This window comes from Hufsiella arboris (genome assembly GCF_009834875.1).
GTDB classification, from domain to species: domain Bacteria; phylum Bacteroidota; class Bacteroidia; order Sphingobacteriales; family Sphingobacteriaceae; genus Hufsiella_A; species Hufsiella_A arboris.
Genome location: NZ_WVHT01000004.1, coordinates 76923 through 97312 on the forward strand (window position 1 = coordinate 76923; position 20390 = coordinate 97312).

General features: G+C 43.6%; 21 protein-coding genes. 9 read left to right on the plus strand and 12 right to left on the minus strand.

Annotated elements, in window-relative coordinates; all coding sequences use genetic code 11:
* The first annotated feature begins 23 nt into the window (after nucleotides 1-23).
* Nucleotides 24-1019 (plus strand): YpdA family putative bacillithiol disulfide reductase, encoded by a 996-nt coding sequence (locus tag GS399_RS09715; RefSeq protein ID WP_160844428.1) that lies wholly within the window; start codon nucleotides 24-26, stop codon nucleotides 1017-1019.
* On the opposite strand, the gene GS399_RS09720 is transcribed toward GS399_RS09715, so the two are convergent.
* The 4 genes from GS399_RS09720 to GS399_RS09735 all read right to left on the minus strand — a co-directional run bounded on the left by GS399_RS09720 (nucleotide 991) and on the right by GS399_RS09735 (nucleotide 5523).
* Nucleotides 991-1611, minus strand: a complete 621-nt coding sequence (locus tag GS399_RS09720) for a D-glycero-alpha-D-manno-heptose-1,7-bisphosphate 7-phosphatase (protein WP_369410114.1) — start codon at nucleotides 1609-1611, stop codon at nucleotides 991-993. The two genes, GS399_RS09715 and GS399_RS09720, sit on opposite strands and share 29 nt — an antisense overlap.
* A gap of 2 nt (nucleotides 1612-1613) precedes the next feature.
* On the minus strand, nucleotides 1614-2159 hold the full coding sequence (locus GS399_RS09725) for a hypothetical protein (protein WP_160844429.1): 546 nt from the start codon (nucleotides 2157-2159) through the stop codon (nucleotides 1614-1616).
* A gap of 80 nt (nucleotides 2160-2239) precedes the next feature.
* Entirely contained in the window at nucleotides 2240-4804 is a 2565-nt protein-coding gene (locus tag GS399_RS09730) for an ABC transporter permease (RefSeq protein WP_202409424.1), read from the minus strand.
* A gap of 14 nt (nucleotides 4805-4818) precedes the next feature.
* A complete protein-coding gene (locus GS399_RS09735) occupies nucleotides 4819-5523 on the minus strand; it encodes an ABC transporter ATP-binding protein (RefSeq protein ID WP_160844430.1) in 705 nt (234 codons plus the stop codon).
* A gap of 105 nt (nucleotides 5524-5628) precedes the next feature.
* On the opposite strand from GS399_RS09735, the gene GS399_RS09740 reads away from it, so the two are divergent.
* Nucleotides 5629-6309 carry an arylesterase gene (locus GS399_RS09740; RefSeq protein ID WP_160844431.1) on the plus strand — a complete coding sequence of 227 codons (681 nt, stop codon included), beginning with the start codon at nucleotides 5629-5631 and terminating at the stop codon, nucleotides 6307-6309.
* Nucleotides 6310-6336: 27 nt separating this feature from the next.
* On the opposite strand, the gene GS399_RS09745 is transcribed toward GS399_RS09740, so the two are convergent.
* From GS399_RS09745 to GS399_RS09765, 5 genes are all read right to left on the minus strand, one after another.
* Complete coding sequence (locus GS399_RS09745; RefSeq protein ID WP_160844432.1) at nucleotides 6337-6534, minus strand: hypothetical protein; 198 nt, start codon at nucleotides 6532-6534, stop codon at nucleotides 6337-6339.
* A 54-nt stretch (nucleotides 6535-6588) separates the two neighbouring features.
* Nucleotides 6589-6795 carry a hypothetical protein gene (locus tag GS399_RS09750; RefSeq protein ID WP_160844433.1) on the minus strand — a complete coding sequence of 69 codons (207 nt, stop codon included), beginning with the start codon at nucleotides 6793-6795 and terminating at the stop codon, nucleotides 6589-6591.
* 81 nt (nucleotides 6796-6876) lie between these two features.
* Nucleotides 6877-8595, minus strand: coding sequence for a tetratricopeptide repeat protein (locus tag GS399_RS09755; protein WP_160844434.1), 1719 nt, complete (start codon nucleotides 8593-8595; stop codon nucleotides 6877-6879).
* A gap of 121 nt (nucleotides 8596-8716) precedes the next feature.
* Nucleotides 8717-9823, minus strand: a complete 1107-nt coding sequence (locus GS399_RS09760; RefSeq protein WP_160844435.1) for an NADH:flavin oxidoreductase — start codon at nucleotides 9821-9823, stop codon at nucleotides 8717-8719.
* Between the two features lie 10 nt (nucleotides 9824-9833).
* Entirely contained in the window at nucleotides 9834-10133 is a 300-nt protein-coding gene (locus GS399_RS09765; protein ID WP_160844436.1) for an ArsR/SmtB family transcription factor, read from the minus strand.
* 178 nt (nucleotides 10134-10311) lie between these two features.
* On the opposite strand from GS399_RS09765, the gene GS399_RS09770 reads away from it, so the two are divergent.
* On the plus strand, nucleotides 10312-11199 hold the full coding sequence (locus tag GS399_RS09770) for a dienelactone hydrolase family protein (RefSeq protein WP_160844437.1): 888 nt from the start codon (nucleotides 10312-10314) through the stop codon (nucleotides 11197-11199).
* 20 nt (nucleotides 11200-11219) lie between these two features.
* Here the strand turns inward: GS399_RS09770 and GS399_RS09775 are convergent, their stop codons facing one another.
* Together GS399_RS09775 and GS399_RS09780 are read right to left on the minus strand one after the other, a co-directional pair.
* A complete protein-coding gene (locus GS399_RS09775) occupies nucleotides 11220-12041 on the minus strand; it encodes a creatininase family protein (RefSeq protein ID WP_160844438.1) in 822 nt (273 codons plus the stop codon).
* 188 nt (nucleotides 12042-12229) lie between these two features.
* Nucleotides 12230-12757: an ExbD/TolR family protein gene (locus GS399_RS09780; protein WP_160844439.1), complete on the minus strand. Its 528-nt coding sequence runs from the start codon at nucleotides 12755-12757 to the stop codon at nucleotides 12230-12232.
* A gap of 261 nt (nucleotides 12758-13018) precedes the next feature.
* Between GS399_RS09780 and GS399_RS09785 the strand changes: the two genes are divergently transcribed.
* A complete protein-coding gene (locus tag GS399_RS09785) occupies nucleotides 13019-13393 on the plus strand; it encodes a hypothetical protein (RefSeq protein WP_160844440.1) in 375 nt (124 codons plus the stop codon).
* Nucleotides 13394-13908: 515 nt separating this feature from the next.
* Here the strand turns inward: GS399_RS09785 and GS399_RS09790 are convergent.
* Nucleotides 13909-14115, minus strand: coding sequence for a hypothetical protein (locus tag GS399_RS09790; protein WP_160844441.1), 207 nt, complete (start codon nucleotides 14113-14115; stop codon nucleotides 13909-13911).
* A gap of 397 nt (nucleotides 14116-14512) precedes the next feature.
* Here GS399_RS09790 and GS399_RS09795 point away from each other — a divergent pair, with 397 nt between their 5' ends.
* The 5 genes from GS399_RS09795 to GS399_RS09815 are packed head-to-tail and all read left to right on the plus strand — an operon-like array spanning nucleotide 14513 to nucleotide 20376.
* Nucleotides 14513-15763: an efflux RND transporter periplasmic adaptor subunit gene (locus GS399_RS09795; protein WP_160844442.1), complete on the plus strand. Its 1251-nt coding sequence runs from the start codon at nucleotides 14513-14515 to the stop codon at nucleotides 15761-15763.
* Between the two features lie 6 nt (nucleotides 15764-15769).
* Nucleotides 15770-17227: a TolC family protein gene (locus GS399_RS09800; RefSeq protein ID WP_160844443.1), complete on the plus strand. Its 1458-nt coding sequence runs from the start codon at nucleotides 15770-15772 to the stop codon at nucleotides 17225-17227.
* A 19-nt stretch (nucleotides 17228-17246) separates the two neighbouring features.
* Entirely contained in the window at nucleotides 17247-17912 is a 666-nt protein-coding gene (locus GS399_RS09805) for an ABC transporter ATP-binding protein (RefSeq protein WP_160844444.1), read from the plus strand.
* A gap of 22 nt (nucleotides 17913-17934) precedes the next feature.
* The gene (locus GS399_RS09810) at nucleotides 17935-19164 is read left to right on the plus strand and encodes an ABC transporter permease (RefSeq protein WP_160844445.1); all 1230 of its coding nucleotides are present in this window, start codon (nucleotides 17935-17937) and stop codon (nucleotides 19162-19164) included.
* A 27-nt stretch (nucleotides 19165-19191) separates the two neighbouring features.
* Nucleotides 19192-20376, plus strand: a complete 1185-nt coding sequence (locus GS399_RS09815; protein WP_160844446.1) for an ABC transporter permease — start codon at nucleotides 19192-19194, stop codon at nucleotides 20374-20376.
* Nucleotides 20377-20390 lie beyond the last annotated feature (14 nt).

Below are 20390 nucleotides of genomic sequence, written 5' to 3' on the forward strand. Positions count from 1 at the left end.
CTGGCCTTTGTACTTTTACGAATATGGAGAATCAATTTGATCTGGTAATTATAGGCGGCGGCCCCATTGGCCTGGCATGCGGTATTGAAGCAAAAAAAGCCGGACTTAGTTATGTAATCCTCGAAAAAGGAGCGTTAGTTAACTCGATCTTCAACTACCCGGTTAACATGACCTTTTTTTCAACTTCCGAAAGACTTGAAATCGGCAAAGTTCCTTTTGTTTCGAACAACCCAAAGCCAACACGAAGCGAAGCAATGGAATACTACCGCAGGGTGACTACTACGTTCAATCTCAATATAAAACTTTATGAGAAAGTGCAAACCGTCACAAAGGTTGATGATGAATTTTCTGTTCACACTTCGAAAAATGAATATCTCACGAAAAATATCATCCTTGCCATAGGTTTTTATGATCTGCCGAATAAGATGGACGTGCCTGGTGAGGATCTTCAGAAAGTTTCACATTATTACGACGATCCGCACAAGTATGCTTTTCAAAAAGTACTTGTTGTAGGTGCAAATAATTCATCGGTAGATGCTGCGCTTGAAACTTTCCGTAAGGGCTCGGAGGTGACGATGGTTATACGGAAAGATGAAATCGGGCGGCGTGTTAAATATTGGGTAAAGCCCGACATCGAAAATCGCATTAAGGAAGGTTCGATTAAAGCATTTTTTAATTCCAGCCTGGCAGCTATTCGTGAAAAAGAAGTTGATATAATGACTCCCGAAGGAGCCATTACAATCCCCAATGACTATGTGCTTGCTCTAACAGGGTATCAGCCAAATTTTAGCTTTCTGAAAAAAATCGGACTAACCTTGTCTGACGACGAGAAACTAATACCGGTACATAATGAAACCACCATGGAGACCGCTGTGCCGGGAATATACCTCGCGGGAGTTGTTTGCGGAGGTATGGAGACACATGTTTGGTTTATTGAAAATTCACGTGAACACGCCTATAAGATTGTCGACGCTATTAAAGAAAAAATGCTTAATCAATCAGGTGCAGTACTTCGCTGATCGGCTGATCCGAATTAATCAGAATGCCTGTTATTCCTGCTGCCTCGCCTGCTAAAACGTCACGTTCACGATCGCCGATAAAATAAGATTTAGACGGCTCGGCATCGAATCTTGCAGCCGCTTTTTCAAGCATTAGCGATCCGGGCTTACGACAAAGGCATTTACTGGTATATTCGGGATGATGATTGCAGTAATAAATTTCGGCAAGCTGAATGCCGTTTGCCTCGTAGGCTTCCCGAAGCTTTTTATGCATCGACTGCAAATCATCTTCAGTATACCACTTTTTCGCGAGTCCGCCTTGGTTGGTTATAACTATGAGCAGGTAACCTCGATCCTGAAGTTCTTTCAGCGGTTTAAAGTTATGTTCAAGCACGACAAAATCTTCCACCCGGCAAACGTAATCGCCGAGTTCCTGATTTAATACTCCGTCCCTGTCTAAAAAAACCGCCTTATTTTTTCTCATGGCGGCAAATGTAGGAATTTTGTTTGATGATAAAACGGCCGATACCGACTGCTCACTTAAGCGAATCGCAGTGACCACAGCGCCAACTCCTCGGCCCGAAACCGGTGGTAACGAGTGATTCGCAGCCAATTTTAACGACCAGCAACAACAGCAAAATCACGGCTATTGCCTTTGATCGACTTTATCCGACCAAACAGTTCTTTTGAATCGAATGCGTTGTAGTACTCGATTTGTATTTTTCCTATTGATTTAACTTTACCCTGCGGGTCATGTATATCGAACACATTATAATAACTAATCGGGATATCTCCTATTGATTTCAGCGTCCCCTTCCTTTCGTGAATATCAAAAACGTTGTTGTAAACGATTTGGATACCACCAATTGATTTTATTTTTCCCGGAATGTCGTGAATGTCTGATTGATCATACCATGTAAGAGGCATTCCAAGATTGTCCATATCTTCCACTGCTAAAGGAGTTCTTGTTGTCAGTTGAATATAATCGACGCCGCCATTTCCTGTGAGACCGATATAAAAACGATCATCGATCAGCAATTCAACCGATTGAATACCGTCGTTTCGGTTGGAGATTTTAAATCGGGCATGCGTAATTGTTTGCGCATTAGCTAGTGTAACAATAGCGGAGAAAATAAACGTGATTGTAAAAGCTCTAAGCATATTTAGATTGCAGTAATTGATTAATCGACTAATTGCCTTTATGACCAGAAACCGGTTATCAAAGTTTAAAATTCCTAAAACTAAACTTCCTTACGCAAAACTTCCAGCGGCGGCCTGTTAAGCACTCCCCTGCTATTCAATAATCCGATAAGAACCGTTAAAGCGGTGATGCTCAGAAAGATGAATCCAATAACTGACAAAGCTGGCCGAAAAGGTGTGTCAAAACTGAACCGCGCCAGTGCCCATCCTCCTGCAAGTGCCAGCAAAATCCCTGTAAGCGCTGAAAGTGCGCCAAGAAAAACATATTCAAGGGCGGTAATTGCGAACACTTGCTTCCTGCTTGCGCCAAGCGTTCTGAGCAGAACACTTTCCTGCATTCGCTGGTATTTACTGATCATAACCGAAGCGATCAGAACAACCAATCCGGTAAGGATACTAAAGGCCGCCATAAAGCGGATCACAAAACCAATTTTATCCAGTATCTCATCAAGCACGTTTAGTATCAGCGCCAAGTCGATCACCGACACATTTGGAAATTGTTGTACAATCTTCTGCTGAAAAGCCGCTGACTGCCGGTTATCCTGCACACGAGTAACCAATACATGAAACTGAGGAGCGTCTTCCAACACACCTTTTGGAAATATTACCAGGAAATTTGTCTGCACCCGGTTCCACTCAACAGTTCGCAGGCTTCCGATAACAGTAGGAACCATCAAGCCCTGTACATTGAACATCAGCCTGTCGCCAACATGCCAGTGATTACTTTCAGCGTATTTTTGTTCAACAGATATACGAGCTGTGTCCCGCGGCCCGGCAACAGATCCCATCCATTTTCCGGCACTCAGTTTTTCGGTATCGCCCAGCGTGTCGCGGAAGGTTACGCGAAACTCTCTTCCAAATGGCTTTACTGATAAAGTGGTTTTCTTATCTTTTTTAATATCGGCCGCCGTTTGATCATTTATGCTTTGAAGCCGCATGGTTATAACCGGCACTTCCTGTATTACTGGCAAACCTTCCGAACGGGTTAGTGAAGCGATTGCAGCCTTTTGTGAGCTCTGAATATCGAACAAAATCATGTTCGGCTGATTTTTTCCTGCCGCCATGGTAACCCGCCCGATCAGCATGCTTTGTACAAAGAATAGTAAGCTTATAAAAGCTGTTCCTAAGCCAATGGATACCAACAAAATAGCCGTCTGGTTATTCGGACGATATAAATTTGACAATCCTTGCCGCCAGAGATAACTCCATGAGGTTGGGAAGAACCGGCGAACCATCCACACCAGCAACATCGCGATAGCATAAAGAACAGCAAATGCAATAAACAGTCCGGCGGCAAATGCCAGCGTTTGAATCCATCCATCGAGCTGCAGCGTCGCAAATCCGATAACAAATAAAGCAATCAATAAAAAGACGAGCCACCTCGCCCAGTCTTTCCAACCGCCTTTCTCCTCCCCAAGCAATCGAAGCGTATTTAATGGCGAAATTTTACGCACCGAAAGTAATGGAAGCAACGCGAACAATACCGAAATGAGCATACCCAGCAGAATCCCCTGACCAACCGCCAGCCAGGAAATGGCACTACTAATTTCTACCGGAAGAAAATCCTTTAACACAACCGGCAATATCTGTTGGATAATCGTACCTAAAAGGGCACCTGTAACCGACCCAATGAACCCGATGCCTAAAATCTGGATCAGGTAAATTAAGAATGCCTGGCGGGAACTCACTCCCATGCATCTTAACACCGCAACAGTTGTCAGCTTTTCCCTCATATAAATATGGACCGAACTCGCCACGCCGATACAGCCGAGAAGCAAGGCGATAAATCCAACCAGGGCCAGGAAATCCGTAAGGTCGCTGAACGATTTACCGGTGTTTTCCTTCCGCGTTTGAATCGTATCATAGTTTAACTCCTGCTTCTCAAATTTCGGATCTAATTTTTTCACCATGGCGTTCACATCCACATCCTTCGGGAATTTGTAGTAAACGGTATAATTGATCCTACTACCCTTTTGCAGCAAGCCGGTGGCAGAAACGTATTGCAACGGAATAAATACAGCCGGCGCTACAGTTGATGCAAAGCCGGTTTGCCCGGGAGCTTTGTTCAGAATTCCGGCGATCTGAAATGTTAGATTTCCCACCTGAATCGAATCACCCGGTTGGGCGTTAAATTGTAGCATCAGCGTTTTATCCACCAATGCACTTTTGCCTTTGCGAAACTCCGTGGCAGCGCCCGCAGGTGTTGTTTCCAGCTCACCGTAGTAAGGAAAATCGCCGCTTAAAGCCCTGATCTGAACTAATCGCGTTCCCTGATTTTTCTTAAACAGAATCATCGAAGCAAAACTATTTTCCTCGGAATAACGGGCATCCAGGCCTTTTAACGAATCGATCAAATGCAAAGTTTCCTTGCTGAAGGGCCTGTTGTCTGAAACGGACAAATCAGCGCCGATAAGTGTCGCTGCCTGGTTATCAATATCGCGTTTAAGATTATCACCAAATGAGTAAATAGCCACCAACGCGGCAATTCCAACAATAATGGAAGATATGAATAGAAATAGTCGTGATCTGTTTTTGCGGCTGTCCCGCCAGGCCATTTTCAGCAACCAGTTAAATTGCAGCGGTTGTTTTTGCGTATAATCGTTCATAACACAGGTTCAGTTTAAAGCTGTGTATGGATTGATTTACTCGCGGCTTCATCAGAAATAATCTTTCCGCCTTTGAGTCGTATCACCCGCTGTGTTTTTGCCGCCAGTTCAAGATCATGAGTAACCAGCACTAAGGTAGTTCCGGCATCGCGATTCAGCTCAAAAAGTAATTTTTCCACTTTCGCCCCGGTTTCAGCATCCAGATTTCCGGTTGGCTCGTCGGCAAATAAAATTCTCGGCGAATTGGAAAAAGCCCGGGCCAGGGAGATACGCTGCTGCTCGCCTCCAGACAATTGTGTCGGGTAATGATGCCCGCGATCCGCAAGTCCTACTTTATCAAGTAACTCAAGCGAACGCTGCTTCACATTTTTTTCGCCGTGAAGCTCCAGCGGAACCATCACATTTTCCAAAGCGGTTAATGTTGGTAGTAATTGAAAATTTTGAAATATAAAACCTACATAGCGATTTCTGACGGTTGCACGCTGATCTTCGGAAAGCGTATTGAGAACAATGCTATTCAAAGCAACTTCTCCTGCACTCGCCCGGTCAAGCCCGGCACAAAGGCCCAGCAAGGTTGTTTTTCCGCTGCCTGAAGGTCCGACGATAGCCGCTGTTGAGCCTTCTTCGATATCGAAATTGATGTCATCCAGCACGGTAAGGGATCTTCCGGCGCTTTGATATGTTTTACTTAGGTTGCTGACTTTTAATATAGATGCCAATTGCGTTTGTGTTATTTGCTAATATTTCTGTAAGATCATCGAAAATACCTGATTAGAAAACTTAATTTGTCACCGGCTTGTTTTAATCACTTATTTCTAAGACGAATGACCAGACTAAAGATTTTAATGATAACTCTTTTTGCAGGAATATTTTTCGCCTGTAATCAGTCATCAAATACTACCGACAGCGAAAAACCAAAATCCGGCGAAAGCAGGAATGCGGTAAAAACACCTAAAAAAAATATCCTTTTTTTTGGCAACAGCTTAACAGCCGGATATGGCCTCGATGATCCGGCAAATGCTTTTCCGGGTTTGATACAGCACACCGTGGATTCACTTAACCTGCCTTATAATTGCGTAAATGCCGGACTGAGCGGCGAAACAACAGCCGGAGGAAACAGCCGTATCGACTGGCTTTTAAAGCAGCCGGTTGATGTTTTCGTGCTGGAACTGGGCGCTAACGACGGATTGCGCGGCCTGGACGTACAGGACACTTACAAAAATCTTCAGTCGATTATTTCGAAAGTGAAATCAAAATATCCCTCCTGTAAAATCGTACTTACCGGCATGATGGTTCCTCCTAATATGGGCGAGAACTATGCGAGCGATTTTGCGGCTGTTTACCCCCGCCTGGCGAAAGAAAACAACATTGCGTTGGTTCCCTTTTTGCTACAGGATGTTGCTGGTGTTCGCAAGCTAAACCAGGGTGATGGCATACATCCTACAGAAGAAGGACAGAAAATTGTTACAGAGAACGTCTGGAAAGTACTAAAGGACCAGCTCTGATTCAGTAATATTTATTGAACAAGATTGTTATTTTACCGGATCTCCGGACGGTGGACTAAACTTTTGACGGAGATAATCTTCCAAAGTCGAAGATTCCGTTGATTTTAACTTATTGATAGCCGCCATTACGTCCTCGCGCGTGACCTTAAACTTATCCATGAAATAATGATAATCGATATCATGCGCGCTACCATCTAAATGTTCTTTCAAGTTGTTTTCAACCATAACTTTATTGCTAGTTTATTTTCAGCCCACTTTTTTGGCTGCGGTTTTCGAAGTTTATTTGGGCTCTGGTCTCTTAGCTTCGGAATTGTCTTCCGACTGGTCTTTTTCACCCGAAATATATGATTCTGCTGAGCTGTCGATTAAAATACCATCGGCGCCGATTTTTTTGTCATCTATATCGTTGTTTGCAGCAAGGTTTTTCGCACTTATGTTTTTACCCTGTTCGTTGCCGTCGCCCCGATTTTGCATGTTGTCTTTCATAACAGAAATCTTTTATTAGAAAATAGAAATCTGTTTAAAAGGTTTTAATCAAATCTTAATTCTTAAGTATAGCGACCTGAGTTAATATGCAGATGCATCGGGCATTACATCAGCTGCAGCAAATGCCCGCTGATAGCTTTTTTTGTAAGCAGCCGCTTCTGTTAATTTCTTTTGAGCAGACAGGCATTGGAACATGCCTAATAACGACCAGCCATTTCCAGGGTTTGTTGTCAAATCTTCCTGATAAACTTTAGCAGCTTCCGACGCACGATTCAATCTTAGCAACGCTAATCCTAAGTATTGTCGCGAAGGGATCAACCAATCCTGAGGTTCACGATAAATCAGGTTATCTTCTTCATCAACGGCTTTCTTTAATGCAGTTAATGCTTCTTCATATCGTTTCTCAGCAAATAAAATTTCACCACTCAATAATTCTGACGCTATGATACCACATTGCTTCGGCGCATTAAAAGGCATCAGCCGGATTGCCAGCTGACTATTGGCCAAATGCTTTTTAATGTTAGTAAGCCGCCGTTTAGCCTCGGGTATATTGCCACTTCGGACGCACGCCATTCCTTTTGCAAAATCGTTAAGCAAAGAGGCATATTTCCACTTTGTATCGGGTTCGTTGGCCTTTAATATCTCTTGCCATTTGCCCAGCCTTACCCGGGCGACAACCGGTATCATATAAACAAATTGCGCGTAGGTATTTTTTTCAAATCCTGGTTGCTGAGCAATCAGCCTTTCGCGGGTGCGCTGATAAACAGGCAATCCCTTTCGGTACATACCAGCGTTCATCGCGCAGTACGATTGCACAGCATAAATATGAACGACATTATCTCGTCCTAGTTGTAAAGATGGCACAAGGGAATCGATCCGGTTATTTACATCGTTGGCTTCTTCGTTTACAACAACACCCCTGGAAAAAAAACCGTTGCGCTGGTAAGAATGCGTTGCCATATGCACCATGTGGCCAACGCCGGGCATAGTATTTCTTAACTTTTCTGCATCAGGCAGTGCAATCTCCGGATGGCGCGATGCTTCTGTTAAATGAATAAAATAATGAAGCGCCGCAGGATGAGTGGAATCGGATTTTAAAATCTCTTGCGATAACTGCACAAGCTCCGGTGTCCAGGCTTTAGGAGTTCCGTTATTATACCAAAAATCCCATTTATGCTGCAGCATCACTGCGTCAATGTACAGAGCTTTTACGTCGTTGTCATTCGGATGCTTTTTAACGAGCAAGCGCATTGAAGCTGCATAATCGCTGTCAAGTTTAACCCTATCTGCATTTGTCGTATCCGAAGAATACCGTCGTTGCATGGCGTAAATCAAATCTTTTTCCTTTTCGCTTACACCCGCGATATTTTGTGCCATCACCTGCAAAACTTGCGGCACTTGCTTATCCATTTTATAGGTGTAGTTATTATAATATGGCCCCATTGCCAGCGCCTGACCCCAATACGCCATAGCGCAATCCTTGTCAAACCGGGCAGCTTCCTTAAACGAAGCCTGCGCCTCGCGAAAATGATAGCTGTAATAGAAATTAATGCCCTGATCAAAATACACCTGGGCACTGTCTGCAGTGGTAGAAATGCTGTAACTGTGATTTCCCAAGCCCGGAAGCACCGGTATATATTTCCCGTTCCGATCCTTTGTTATGCCTTCCGGGAGATTTCCGCAAATGGCGACACTCCTGTCAAAAGTTGCTAAAACCGGGGCCTGTCTGTAAAAATTATTTTCGCCGGAGACTAACAGGACACAAGTCATAAAAACCGGCATTAAAACCGTATGCTTCATGAAGCGAATTTTATATCAAGATAGGCATTTAATCTAGCTTACAACAATATGCAAAAACGATGCATAACAAAAAAGCCGCCTCAAAAGAAGCGGCTTTTTTGTTAACCGGTATTAAAATGCTTTATTCCATTACAAGCTCAGCCAACGCTTCTTTAGAGAAACCTTTCAGTTCACCGGTACGTTGTTCTTTGATCTTTTTAACCCAATTTGGATCAGAGAGTAACGGACGGCCGACAGCTACCAGGTCGAAATCCCCGCGGTCAAAACGACGAAGCAATTCATCCAATGAACTTGGCTGGGAACTTTCACCGGCGAAAGCGGCAAGGAATTCTCCTGTTAAACCAACTGAACCTACCGTGATTGTAGCTTTTCCGCTTACCTTTTTAACCCAACCGGCGAAATTAAGATCCGAATCGTCAAACTCAGCTTCCCAAAAGCGACGCTGCGAACAATGAAAAATGTCTGCTCCTGCATCAGCCAGCGGACTGATCCAGGCTTCAAGTTCCTGTGGCGTTGCAGCCAGTTTATTGGTATAATTGGCGGGCTTGAATTGTGATAATCGTATGATCAATGCAAAATCCTCTCCTACCTGTTTACGAACTTCTTTGATCACTTCTACTCCGAAGCGTGTCCGTTCGGCTAATGTTTTGCCTCCCCAGATATCCGTTCTTTTATTCGTTTCGTTCCAGAAAAACTGGTCGATCAGGTAGCCATGTGCTCCGTGGATTTCTACGGTATCAAACCCTAATCGCTTGGCATCCGCGGCAGCACGACCGAAAGCTGCAATCGTATCGGCGATGTCAGAATCAGTCATAGTATTTCCATTAACAAATCCCGGGCGATTTAAACCTGAAGGGCCTTCAAACGGGACGGGCGGAATCCATCCGGAATGATGGTTGTCCATGATACCCATGTGCCAGATTTGAGGTGCCATTTTCCCCCCAGCCTGATGAACATTTTTGATAACGTCTTCCCAGCCAGTCAAAGCATCCGCACCATAAAAGTGAGGAATGTTTGCATCATTAGATGAGGACGGCCTGTCAATCACCGTTCCTTCCGATAAAATTAATCCCACTCCCCCCTCGGCACGCTTACGGTAATAAGCTGCGACATCATCAGTTGGAACGCCATTTGGCGAAAACGAACGCGTCATCGGAGCCATCACAATACGATTTTTGATACTTAACGATTTCAGGTTAAAAGGCCTGAACAAGCTGTCTGTATTCATGTTTAAAAATTTAAATGTCTTTTTTAATTAACTGGATCAAGCTGTTAAATGCTTCTTCATTTCGCTGGTAGTAAGTCCACTGCCCGACACGGGTAGCCTTTACCATCCCGGCCCGCTGCAATAGCGACAAGTATTCGGAAACCGTTGATTGAGTCAATCCGGCTTTTTTCTGTATCTGGCCAACGCATACACCATTGTCATAACCATACTCCGCCTGTTCCGGGAAATTATTCTCCGGATCTTTGAGCCATTGCAAAATTTGCAAGCGGGTTTTATTGGAAAGCGCTTTAAATAGTTCCACCTGATCCATAAGACAAAGATATATCGGATTTTTCCGATATCCCTATATCCTTAACGGAGATGACAATCAGATTAGCGAAAGCTGAAAGTGCAATGACAAAGCACAAAATACCATCCAGTTATTCTTTAGTAAGCCGTTCAACACCTACTAAAAAATTCTTAGCTTAGAATACTTATTCAAATTGACTATGAGCGAAATAAAAAAAGAAGACATCAGCCAGGATGTATTCGACCTGTATGACGATTATGCGCATAACCGTGTTAATCGCCGGGATTTTGTACAAAAACTATCCCTATATGCGGTTGGCGGCCTTACAGTGCCTTCGCTGATGAGTTTTCTCATGCCGGATTACAAGGGTGCGATCCAGGTTTCACACGATGATCCCCGCTTAAAATCTGAATACATCAGCTATCAATCTCCGAAAGGCGGCGGAACAATCAAAGCACTGTTATCAGCACCCGTAAATGCAAACAAGAAACTTGGCGGGATCATCGTTGTTCACGAAAACCGGGGCTTAAATCCGCATATTGAAGATGTAGCGAGAAGAGCAGCGTTGGCGGGATTTATTTCTATTGCTCCTGATGCGCTGAGCCCTTTAGGCGGTTATCCGGGCAACGATGATGAGGGCCGCGCCCTGCAAAGTAAGCGTGACAGAAATGATATGCTGGAAGACTTCATCGCTTCTTATGATTATTTGAAAAACCATAAAGACTGCAATGGCAAAATTGGCGTTGTAGGTTTCTGCTTTGGCGGGTGGATTGCCAATATGATGGCTGTCCGGATTCCCGGGCTGTCGGCGTCGGTTCCATTTTATGGTGGCCAGCCGCCGGTTGAAGACGTTTCAAAGATAAAAGCTCCTCTTTTACTGCATTATGCATCGCTCGACACTCACGTTAATGAGGGCTGGCCGGCTTATGAAAAAGCTTTAAAAGATAATAACAAGGAATATACCGCCTATTTTTATGAAAACGCAAATCATGGCTTCCACAATGATACGACCCCGCGCTATGATAAAGCAGCGGCAGAACTCGCATGGAATCGGACGATTGAGTTTTTCAATAAAAAGTTGAGTTAATCTTTAACCGACAGTCTCTGCTACCTGTTGAGCCCGTCAACCTTCTTGTAGTATTCATCCTGGATTTCCAAAGTTTTTGTATCCGCTTTGATAGCCTTTAATGCTTTTGAAAAGGATTCTACTTCATGATCGACGATCAGCTGGCCTAATTCTTTAGTCGCTTTAGCACCTTCGCCGGCATAATGATTGGGATAGCCCGAATACCACCATATGGGCGTATAAACATCAGGCGGCAAGGTAGCGCGTTTTTGATTTTCCCCAGATTCGGAGGCTGCGCGATCCATTTTCATCAATTCCGGGTGAAGATATAAAAGCACAGAAGTTTCGGTTTCCCCTGCATGAAGATCGCCCTGGGCAGCAGATTTTCTCATGGAAGCCAATTTCTCACCAAAAGCCGGATCTCCCTGCGGAGTGTAGAAGAACACTGCATAGCTTTTCCGTTTGTATAGCTGCGATTGCATAAAGAACCGCATGAATTCGGGGTTTCCGCCGTGTCCGTTAAGTATAACAATTTTGGTAAAGCCATTTCTCGCTATCTCATCACAGGTAGCCTCAATGAGTTTTAAAATCAAATCACTTGGTAAGGCAAAAGTTCCCGGCTGCTGCCTGGCTTCATTAATCTGGCCGTAAAAATAATCAGGAAAGGTGACGGCGTATTCATTTTTTACGACGCGGGCCGCAATATCTCTTACGTGAATAAGATCGGTTCCCAGCGGTGAATGAGGGCCGTGCTTTTCCAAAATCCCGATAGGCAGTATACAGGTTTTGGAAGATTTATCGAGGGCGGCCTTCCAGTCTGTGGTGGTTAATTCATCCCAACGACTTGGAAGTTGCTGTGACATAGCTGCCGAAGTTAACAGTAAGAAAATGCAAAGAAATTTGGTTTTCATAATTGGTTATTGTTAATCCATTTCAAGATAGTGAATGATTTCAGAAACACATCGCCCCAAATAGACTTTCCTAAATAATAACGCCTTTCCGCTTATTCGATGATGCAGAAAGGCGTTCAACAGCACGTTACGATTTGAAATTAATTGACGTGAATTGCTTTCATCATCACCATGTCCTCCTTGGTAAGGTCAACGATGGCATAAGAGTCAACGCTCCCTATCTTCATTTCATCCAGAATATCAACCAAATTTTTATAGCTGGAATGATCGCTTGCCTTAATAAGCACAATCAACTGTTTGTCTTTATATTGATTTTTTATAGCTGCGGATTGTTCTGTCAATGCTTTCCGGATACCACCTTTACTAAAGTTTGTCCTGAAGGGGCCAAGCAGTGGCTTTTTTGAAGTGCCTTTATACCACATCAACCTATCATTCGCTCCAAGACAAATAGTTATGCTCCGATCTTCGGAAACACCTGTTTGGTTAGTTTCTTTAACCGGCATAACGACGTCCATCGCTTTTAACTTTGCCAGCGTAGTCGTCAGCATAAAAAACGTAATTAACAAGAAGCATAAATCAACCATTGCTGTAAGATCTATGCGTGGCGCAATTCGCAAGCGTTTCACTCTCCCAGAGTTAGAACGTAAGGTTTGGGTTAATTCGGCCATAATCGTTTTTTATTAAATGATGAGCGGATAGATTAAATTCCATAATACGATCCACGAGTGTTGCACGTCAAAAAAAAAAAGCGCCTGGCTTTAGTTCAGCAACACCTCAATCACCGGTAAAAATTTCGAATCCCTTTTCACCGGAAATTTTCCGGCATTTACCGAAAGTCTTTCCACTCTTGCCAGTTCTCTATTTACGACGGCCTGCTTTTGAGATAATTTTGAGTCAACAAACAAGGAAAAAAATTAAAAAAACGAATCATGAAAACTTTAAAAAATATCGCAGCAGGTTTATTAATCATCGCATCAACCGGCGCTTTCGCTAACGAAAAGGCTCCTTCAAAAACTGTTGCTTCTTTAAAAAACGTTTCAGCAGCACCTTTTACATTAGGTAGCCCTGATGAATCTGCACCAGAGAACCTGAAGGCCATGACAGTTAAAGTTGCGCCAATGATTTACGGAAACCAGTCAGAAACTGTTCCTTCAGAATTGATTGATCTGAAACGTGTACCCGTTGCGCCAATGGTTTATGGATGTGCTGAAGAATCCGCTCCTGAAAACTTGAAAGCGATGACCGTGAAAGTTGCTCCAATGGTTTATGGCGATCCTTCAGCAGCTGCACCTGTAATTGAGTAATCCGGGGGATAACTAACTATCCGCCGGATTATTTAAGCCGCCAACAGATTCGAAGTAATTTTAATCGACTTATACGATCATCTACTATAACCCTACCTAATCAAATGCAACGTTTCAATCAAACCGGACAACGAATCCAAATCTTCATTTTCAACAAGTTATTGCATCGTATACCGTTCCTTTGTGTCCGGCTCGTACAATTATTTTGAGCCTCGTACAGTCTTAAAATAATTTAAGATTAGCGGAATTGATAGCCACTTAAAAATGATTCAACCATTCAACGAAAGCCACCCGCTTTCCGGGCATTCGAAAAGTTTTTTATATCCCCCAATTACCATTTCTATATTAAAACTTGCTTGAAGTACTTATAAACAATAAGTAACATCATTACCAGTCAAAAAAACGGCATACCATCTCTGATATGCCGCAGCTATTGTGATAAGGATTATTAGCAATGACTAGTATAGCACTTCCGGTTGGCAAATGCTTTAATAAGAAAATCTGGTAAAGTCAATTCAATCCCAGGCAGATAACAACGTATCCTTCGCATGCATGTTCCTGGCGTGCTGAAAATGATTTTTCCTGTCAGACTGAAGTTTTGGTGTGATTGATTTTGCAGTACCGGGTTTTCTGACGGGCTTATCTAAATAGCCAAAGCTAAATAAAATGATACCGCAAACAACAACCAGGCAAAGCCGCTTAATTCCGTAAATTTTACCCATACAATATCTTGGCCCAGAACTTCCCAAGAGGTATGTTTTTCATAGATAGATGTGGGTAACAGTTTTGTTTTTCAGATGTGCTGCAAATATGCTATCGCCGATTTAAAAACACACGATTCAAAACACCCTTTTTACCCCGGGTAAACCACCCTTTTTTATACAGGTGATTTTATACAGAATGTCAGACGTCCCACCGCAGCTGCAGCCTTTCTCTTTGCTTTCAACTGGTAGCATAATAATAACACGATTGAATCCGTCTGCTCTCCACAACTGCCCGAAAGCAGGGCAACCTGTCCGAAATCGGACAAATACAGACATCGGAAATAACATAAAACACTAACAACCAATAAATTAACATTGGTATATCACTTGCAAAGCAATTGACAAGAAATGATATATGGATACTGAAATACCAGCTCAATACCTGTTACAAAAACGAAGAAGAACTATACTGATCATTGTTTTAAGTATAGGCGTACTCATCGCTGCGGTCTGGGGACTGAGAGCATTCTTTAAACCAACCCTTAACCGCAGTGACATTACGCTGGCAAAGGTTGAAACGGGTAATGTTGAAAACACGCTGAATGCTACCGGTGAAGTATTGCCGGAGTTTGAAGAAGTGATCACCAGCCCTATTAACGCCTCTATCAAAAGCGCGCTGATTGATGCTGGTACAACTGTTAAAGCCAATCAGCCTATTATTATTCTGGACAAATCATCCTCTGAAAACGAATTTACCAATCTGAAATTTCAGCTGGAATCAAAAAAAAGTGAGATTAAAAAGCTAAAGCTTGACCTGGATAAAAGCTTTTTTGATATACAATCCAATAACGCCATCAAACAGCTTCGCATTGAAAATCTGAAGGATGCCGTAGAAAATGCAACACGGCTATTCAAAGCCGGCGGCGGCACGCGGGAAGGTATTGAACAGGCGGAACTGAATCTGAAAGTTGCTCAATTGGAGAAAAAGCAACTGGAAAATGAGATCAGGAGCAAACAGCAAACGATGCGTGTGGAAGCTAGAGAAGCTGAAATTGCCGCGGCTATTCAACAAAACGATTTAAACGAACTGAGCCGCAAACTACAGCTTGCCAACGTAACCGCTTCACGTAAGGGCGTGATCACCTATGTTAACAAGAATATCGGAACAACGGTAAGAGAAGGTGACATCCTGGCCCGCATTGCCGACCTGAACAGTTTCAAAGTGGCCGGCAATATATCAGACACTTACCTCGACCAGCTGCGTAACAATATGCCCGTCATCGTCCGCTTTAATGATACAGAGCTAAAGGGCCGGATCGTGAATCTGAATCCATCCGTGCAAAACAGCCTGGTAAGTTTTGAGGTACAGCTGGAAGAACGGAATAATAAACAGCTGCGCCCTAATATGAAAGTTGATGTGTTCCCGGTAACCGATGCCCACAGTCATGTGATGCGTATCGCAAACGGGCCGGCTTTTAAAGGTGTCGGCGCGCAGGATGTATTTGTTCTGAATGGTGATAAGGTTGAACGGCGTATAGTACATCTCGGCCTTAGCAATTTCGATTATGTAGAGATAAAGGATGGATTGAAGCCCGGCGATATCGTTGTAAGCTCAGACATGAGTGAGTATAAAAATTCGAAGGTGCTAAGCATTAAAAATCAATAGGAACACATGAAACAGCTGCTCATCCTTTTGTTTTTTATATCTGGCATACAGGCCTTTTGCATGGCGGCGCCACCCGATACGTTGCGATTAACGCTGACCGAGGTTGTTGACCTGGCCCGTAAAAATTCCATCGCGGCAAAACAGGCGATCGCCGTAAAGGAAAACAAGTACTGGCAATGGCGTACCTTTAAAAGCAACTATCAGCCACAGCTATCATTAAGCGGAATGCTGCCTGGGTACAGCAAAACTTACCAGCAGGTTCTTCAGCCTAACGGAACCATTCTGTTTCAGCCGGTGCACAACGATAATTCCAGCTTGCAGCTGGATTTCAGCCAGACCATCACAGCCACCGGAGGAACGGTTTATGGCACAACAAACCTTCAGCGCTTTGATGATTTCGACCGTAATAACGTGCTCTACAACGGTGTTCCTTACGCCATCGGGATCAGCCAGCCACTATTCCAGTACAACAGTTTAAAGTGGGATAAGAAGATAGAGCCTTTGAAGTATGACGAAAGCAAACAAGCTTTTATAGAATCGCAGGAGCAGATTGCCGTTACTGTGGAGGGTTATTTTTTTGACCTGTTACTGGCGCAGGTTAACCTGCATGTAGCCGAGATCAACCTTAGAAATACACAGCAGATCATGAAGGTGGCCAATCTTAAATTCGAGCTGGGCAAAATTTCGAAAAATGAAATTCTGCAACTGCAGCTCGAGCTGTTAAATGCAAAAAAAGACGTCGGTACGGCTAGCCGTAATATTCAGATCGCTACACTGACGCTGCGCAGCTATATGGGTATCGACAGCGAGGCGGAGCTGGCGTTGGTGGTTCCGGAAGAGATCAGTCGGATGGAAGTAAGTGCCGACAGGGTGCTGACCGAAGCTTTCGAAAACCGGTCGGAAGCGATTGCATTTGTGCGGAGAGTTGCCGAGGCAAAAAGGGACGTCGCCCTGGCGAAAGGGCAAACCGGCTTAACGGCCAGTTTAACAGCGAACTTAGGATTTTCCAACAGCGCCGCTACGGTGCCGGGCGTATACCATAATCCACAGGATCAACAGTTGCTGCAATTACAGTTTTCCATACCTGTTCTCGATTGGGGACGAAGTAAATCCAAAATTAAAACGGCGCTGACCAATGAGCAATTTACAGCTTATGCAGTGGAACAGGATAAGCAAACTTTTCGCCAGCAAATCGTAACACAGGTTACCCTGTTTAACATGCTCAAGGAACAGATCGTTTCCAATGCCCAGGCCGACAGCATCGCTGGCGAGAAGTACAAGATAGCACGGGAACGATATGTGCTGGGCGATTTAAGCATCACTGATCTCGGGATAGCTTTCAGGGAAAACGACCAGGCTAAACGCGATTTTATTAACGCCTTGCGGGACTTTTGGGGAGCCTACTACCAGCTGCGTTATCTCTCGCTTTATGATTTTGAAAAGAAGCAAAAAATAACTTATTAAAATAGTATAATCAACCATCATGATCAGATTACAAAACATTGCAAAGGTTTACCGCACCACGAACATCGAAACGCTGGCGCTCAACAACATCAGCATGGATATTGCCAAAGGCGAGTTCCTTTCAGTTATGGGTCCATCCGGTTGCGGAAAAAGTACGCTGCTGAATATTATGGGATTGCTCGATGACCCTTCTAAAGGCAGCATTCAAATAGCAAACCAGGAAACCGGCAGCCTGAACGACAAGCAGCTTGCAAAGTTCCGCAATCAAAAACTGGGCTTTATTTTTCAAAGCTATCATTTGATCAATGACCTGCAGGTGCTTGACAATGTCGAATTGCCTTTATTATACCGAGATACAACAGCCAGGGAAAGAAAAAAGCTCGCGTCCGAAGCATTGGAAAAAGTTGGGTTAAGCAACCGGATGAAGCACTTCCCTACCCAGCTATCCGGCGGGCAGCGGCAGCGGGTAGCTATCGCAAGAGCCATTGTAGGCCGGCCGGAAATTATACTGGCCGATGAGCCTACCGGTAACCTGGACAGCGCCATGGGAAATGAGATTATGGATATCCTGATCAACTTAAATCAAAAAGAGGGAACCACCATTGTGATGGTTACCCACGACGAAAATATGGCCAGGAAAACACATCGGCTGGTGCGTTTATTTGATGGTTCGCAAGTATCATAATCACCGCTCTAACATTAAAGCCATGTTAAAAAACTACTTCAAAATTGCCATAGCGGTGTTAAAACGCCGTAAGTTTTTCACCTTTATCAGTTTGTTCGGTATCAGTTTTACACTGAGCATATTAATGGTAGCCACCGCGTTCATTGATAAAGTGGTTAACGACGATTATCCGGACAAAAAGCGTGACCGCTCACTATATGTCGCTCATATCGAATTAAAAGGCAAAGAATCAATGAATGCTGCAGCCCCTTCATACTATTTCCTTCAGCATTATGTCGGAAGCCTTAAAACGCCTGTTAAATTCGCCATATCATCTAATTTCAACAGCACGAATACGTATGTAAATAACCGGAAGATCGTTATTAATTATAAATATACCAACGCCGATTACTGGGACATACTGGAATATAAATTTTCGGAGGGCAAGGCGATCACTAAGCAGCAGATTGCTAATGCGGAGCGTGTTACCGTCATTTCTGAAGATATGAAAAAGGAATACTTCGGCGATGATTCCGGTCCTGTTGTAGGTAAGTACCTGGAAGCCGACAACATTAAATACCGGATATGTGGCGTAGTAAAAAATATACCCATTACAGCCTACTTGTTTTACGCTGATATATACCTGCCCTATACTGTATCTAAAATAGATTTCAAAAGCGACAAAGGTTATATGGGGGAATTCACTGGAATTTTGCTAGCAGCTGATAAAAGTGATGTTCCGAAAATGAAAAAAGAATTTGATTTAATGATACCCAAACTCCCAATTCCCGATAAGCAATTCGATAAAATATACAGTCATGCCGACCCTTACGTTGAGGGGTATGTTCGAACCGGCAATGAAACTAAATCAGGCATGCTGTATGCTATAACAGCCCTGTCTGTATTTGCTTTGCTGGTCATGCTATTGCCTACATTAAACCTGGTTAATATCAACGTTACCCGGATTATGGAACGTTCTTCGGAAATTGGAGTTCGCAAAGCATTTGGCGCTTCCTCGCAAACGTTGGTTTACCAGTTCATTGTAGAAAACCTGATTTTGACTTTCCTGGGTGGCTTAATAGGTATTGTGCTGTCTGTTGTAGCCCTGTATTTTATTAACAATGCGCGACTAATTGCCAACCTGGAATTGAGTTTAAACTTCACCGTTTTATTTTATGCACTGGGAATATGTATTGTATTCGGGTTGCTTTCGGGCGTGTACCCGGCCTGGCGCATGTCCAAACTGAATGTGGTAACTGCCCTGAAAGCGTAAAAAATAAATCCTTAAAATCACGATATTATGTTCAAGCATTTATTTAAACTCATCTGGAACAAGAAGAAACAAAATTCTTTATTGATCGCCGAAATCCTGCTTTCCTTTATGGTGATGTTCGCCGTGTTTACTTTTGGGGTGAATTCTTACCGCAACTACGTAACACCGATGGGGATCGATTACGAACATGTATGGGTTATTAATTATAACAACTCATTAAAAACGACGAGTTCCGATTCACTGGCCCTGTTCTATGAGAGCCTGTTAAGGAATATAAAGAGTATGCCCAAAGTAATTGATGCGGGTTATTCAAGCAACAATGTACCTTTCTCCTCTTCACATTCAAGCAGCGGTATTAAATATGATGGTGAAGAATTTGACCGTGTAAATCAATTCACCGTCGATGATAATTACACCAATACTTTAGGTGCCAAAATGATTGAAGGCAGATGGTACAATAAGGAAGATAAGGCGGGCAAGCAAAGACTTACCGTAATCAATAATTCATTAAAAGAAAAGCTGTTTGGCAATACCACCGCGCTTGGAAAATATCTAACCTATGGTGATGACAAAGCAAAGATCAAAATCATTGGCGTTGTAAACGATATCAAATTTGACGGTGACTACCAGGTTGCGGGGCCTTCAATGTATGGCCGGGCCGATACCTCTGCCTATCACTGGCTGTCGCGGATACTGGTTAAGGTAAGCCCGGATGCAGATGCCGCCTTTGAAGGGCGGTTATATAAAATGATGGCCAATACCTTAAAAAATTCGAACATAGAGATAGAGCACCTGGACAACAAATTAACAGCTTACAACAAATTCACTCTTGTACCGCTCATCATTCTCTCCATAGTTGCCGCGTTCCTGATCATCAATGTAGCGCTGGGAATATTCGGCGTGCTATGGTACAACATTAATAAGAGACGGGGCGAAATCGGCCTGCGGAGGGCGATCGGTGCAAGCGGCAGTTCGGTATCATCCCAGTTAGTCACCGAAGCGCTAATACTTACTACATTATCGATCATTGCCGGGACATTTTTTGCCGTTCAGTTTCCGTTGCTCAATGTGTTTGATCTCCCTGCAGGCGTTTATTTAACGGCCATCGGTCTTGCGATCGGTTTTATTTACCTGGTTGTTATTGCATGCTCTTTATACCCGGGCAATCAAGCCGCAGCGATTTACCCGGCTGTTGCTCTACATGAAGAATAATTACGACCTTAAGG

Coding starts and splice junctions, on each gene's coding strand:
- GS399_RS09715 (WP_160844428.1), top strand. CDS start 24: ATGGAGAATCAATTTGATCTGGTAATTATAGGCGGCGGCCCCATTGGC.
- GS399_RS09725 (WP_160844429.1), bottom strand. CDS start 2,159: ATGCTTAGAGCTTTTACAATCACGTTTATTTTCTCCGCTATTGTTACA.
- GS399_RS09730 (WP_202409424.1), bottom strand. CDS start 4,804: ATGAACGATTATACGCAAAAACAACCGCTGCAATTTAACTGGTTGCTG.
- GS399_RS09740 (WP_160844431.1), top strand. CDS start 5,629: ATGACCAGACTAAAGATTTTAATGATAACTCTTTTTGCAGGAATATTT.
- GS399_RS09745 (WP_160844432.1), bottom strand. CDS start 6,534: ATGGTTGAAAACAACTTGAAAGAACATTTAGATGGTAGCGCGCATGAT.
- GS399_RS09750 (WP_160844433.1), bottom strand. CDS start 6,795: ATGAAAGACAACATGCAAAATCGGGGCGACGGCAACGAACAGGGTAAA.
- GS399_RS09755 (WP_160844434.1), bottom strand. CDS start 8,595: ATGAAGCATACGGTTTTAATGCCGGTTTTTATGACTTGTGTCCTGTTA.
- GS399_RS09760 (WP_160844435.1), bottom strand. CDS start 9,823: ATGAATACAGACAGCTTGTTCAGGCCTTTTAACCTGAAATCGTTAAGT.
- GS399_RS09765 (WP_160844436.1), bottom strand. CDS start 10,133: ATGGATCAGGTGGAACTATTTAAAGCGCTTTCCAATAAAACCCGCTTG.
- GS399_RS09770 (WP_160844437.1), top strand. CDS start 10,312: ATGAGCGAAATAAAAAAAGAAGACATCAGCCAGGATGTATTCGACCTG.
- GS399_RS09775 (WP_160844438.1), bottom strand. CDS start 12,041: ATGTCACAGCAACTTCCAAGTCGTTGGGATGAATTAACCACCACAGAC.
- GS399_RS09780 (WP_160844439.1), bottom strand. CDS start 12,757: ATGGCCGAATTAACCCAAACCTTACGTTCTAACTCTGGGAGAGTGAAA.
- GS399_RS09785 (WP_160844440.1), top strand. CDS start 13,019: ATGAAAACTTTAAAAAATATCGCAGCAGGTTTATTAATCATCGCATCA.
- GS399_RS09790 (WP_160844441.1), bottom strand. CDS start 14,115: ATGGGTAAAATTTACGGAATTAAGCGGCTTTGCCTGGTTGTTGTTTGC.
- GS399_RS09795 (WP_160844442.1), top strand. CDS start 14,513: ATGGATACTGAAATACCAGCTCAATACCTGTTACAAAAACGAAGAAGA.
- GS399_RS09800 (WP_160844443.1), top strand. CDS start 15,770: ATGAAACAGCTGCTCATCCTTTTGTTTTTTATATCTGGCATACAGGCC.
- GS399_RS09805 (WP_160844444.1), top strand. CDS start 17,247: ATGATCAGATTACAAAACATTGCAAAGGTTTACCGCACCACGAACATC.
- GS399_RS09810 (WP_160844445.1), top strand. CDS start 17,935: ATGTTAAAAAACTACTTCAAAATTGCCATAGCGGTGTTAAAACGCCGT.
- GS399_RS09815 (WP_160844446.1), top strand. CDS start 19,192: ATGTTCAAGCATTTATTTAAACTCATCTGGAACAAGAAGAAACAAAAT.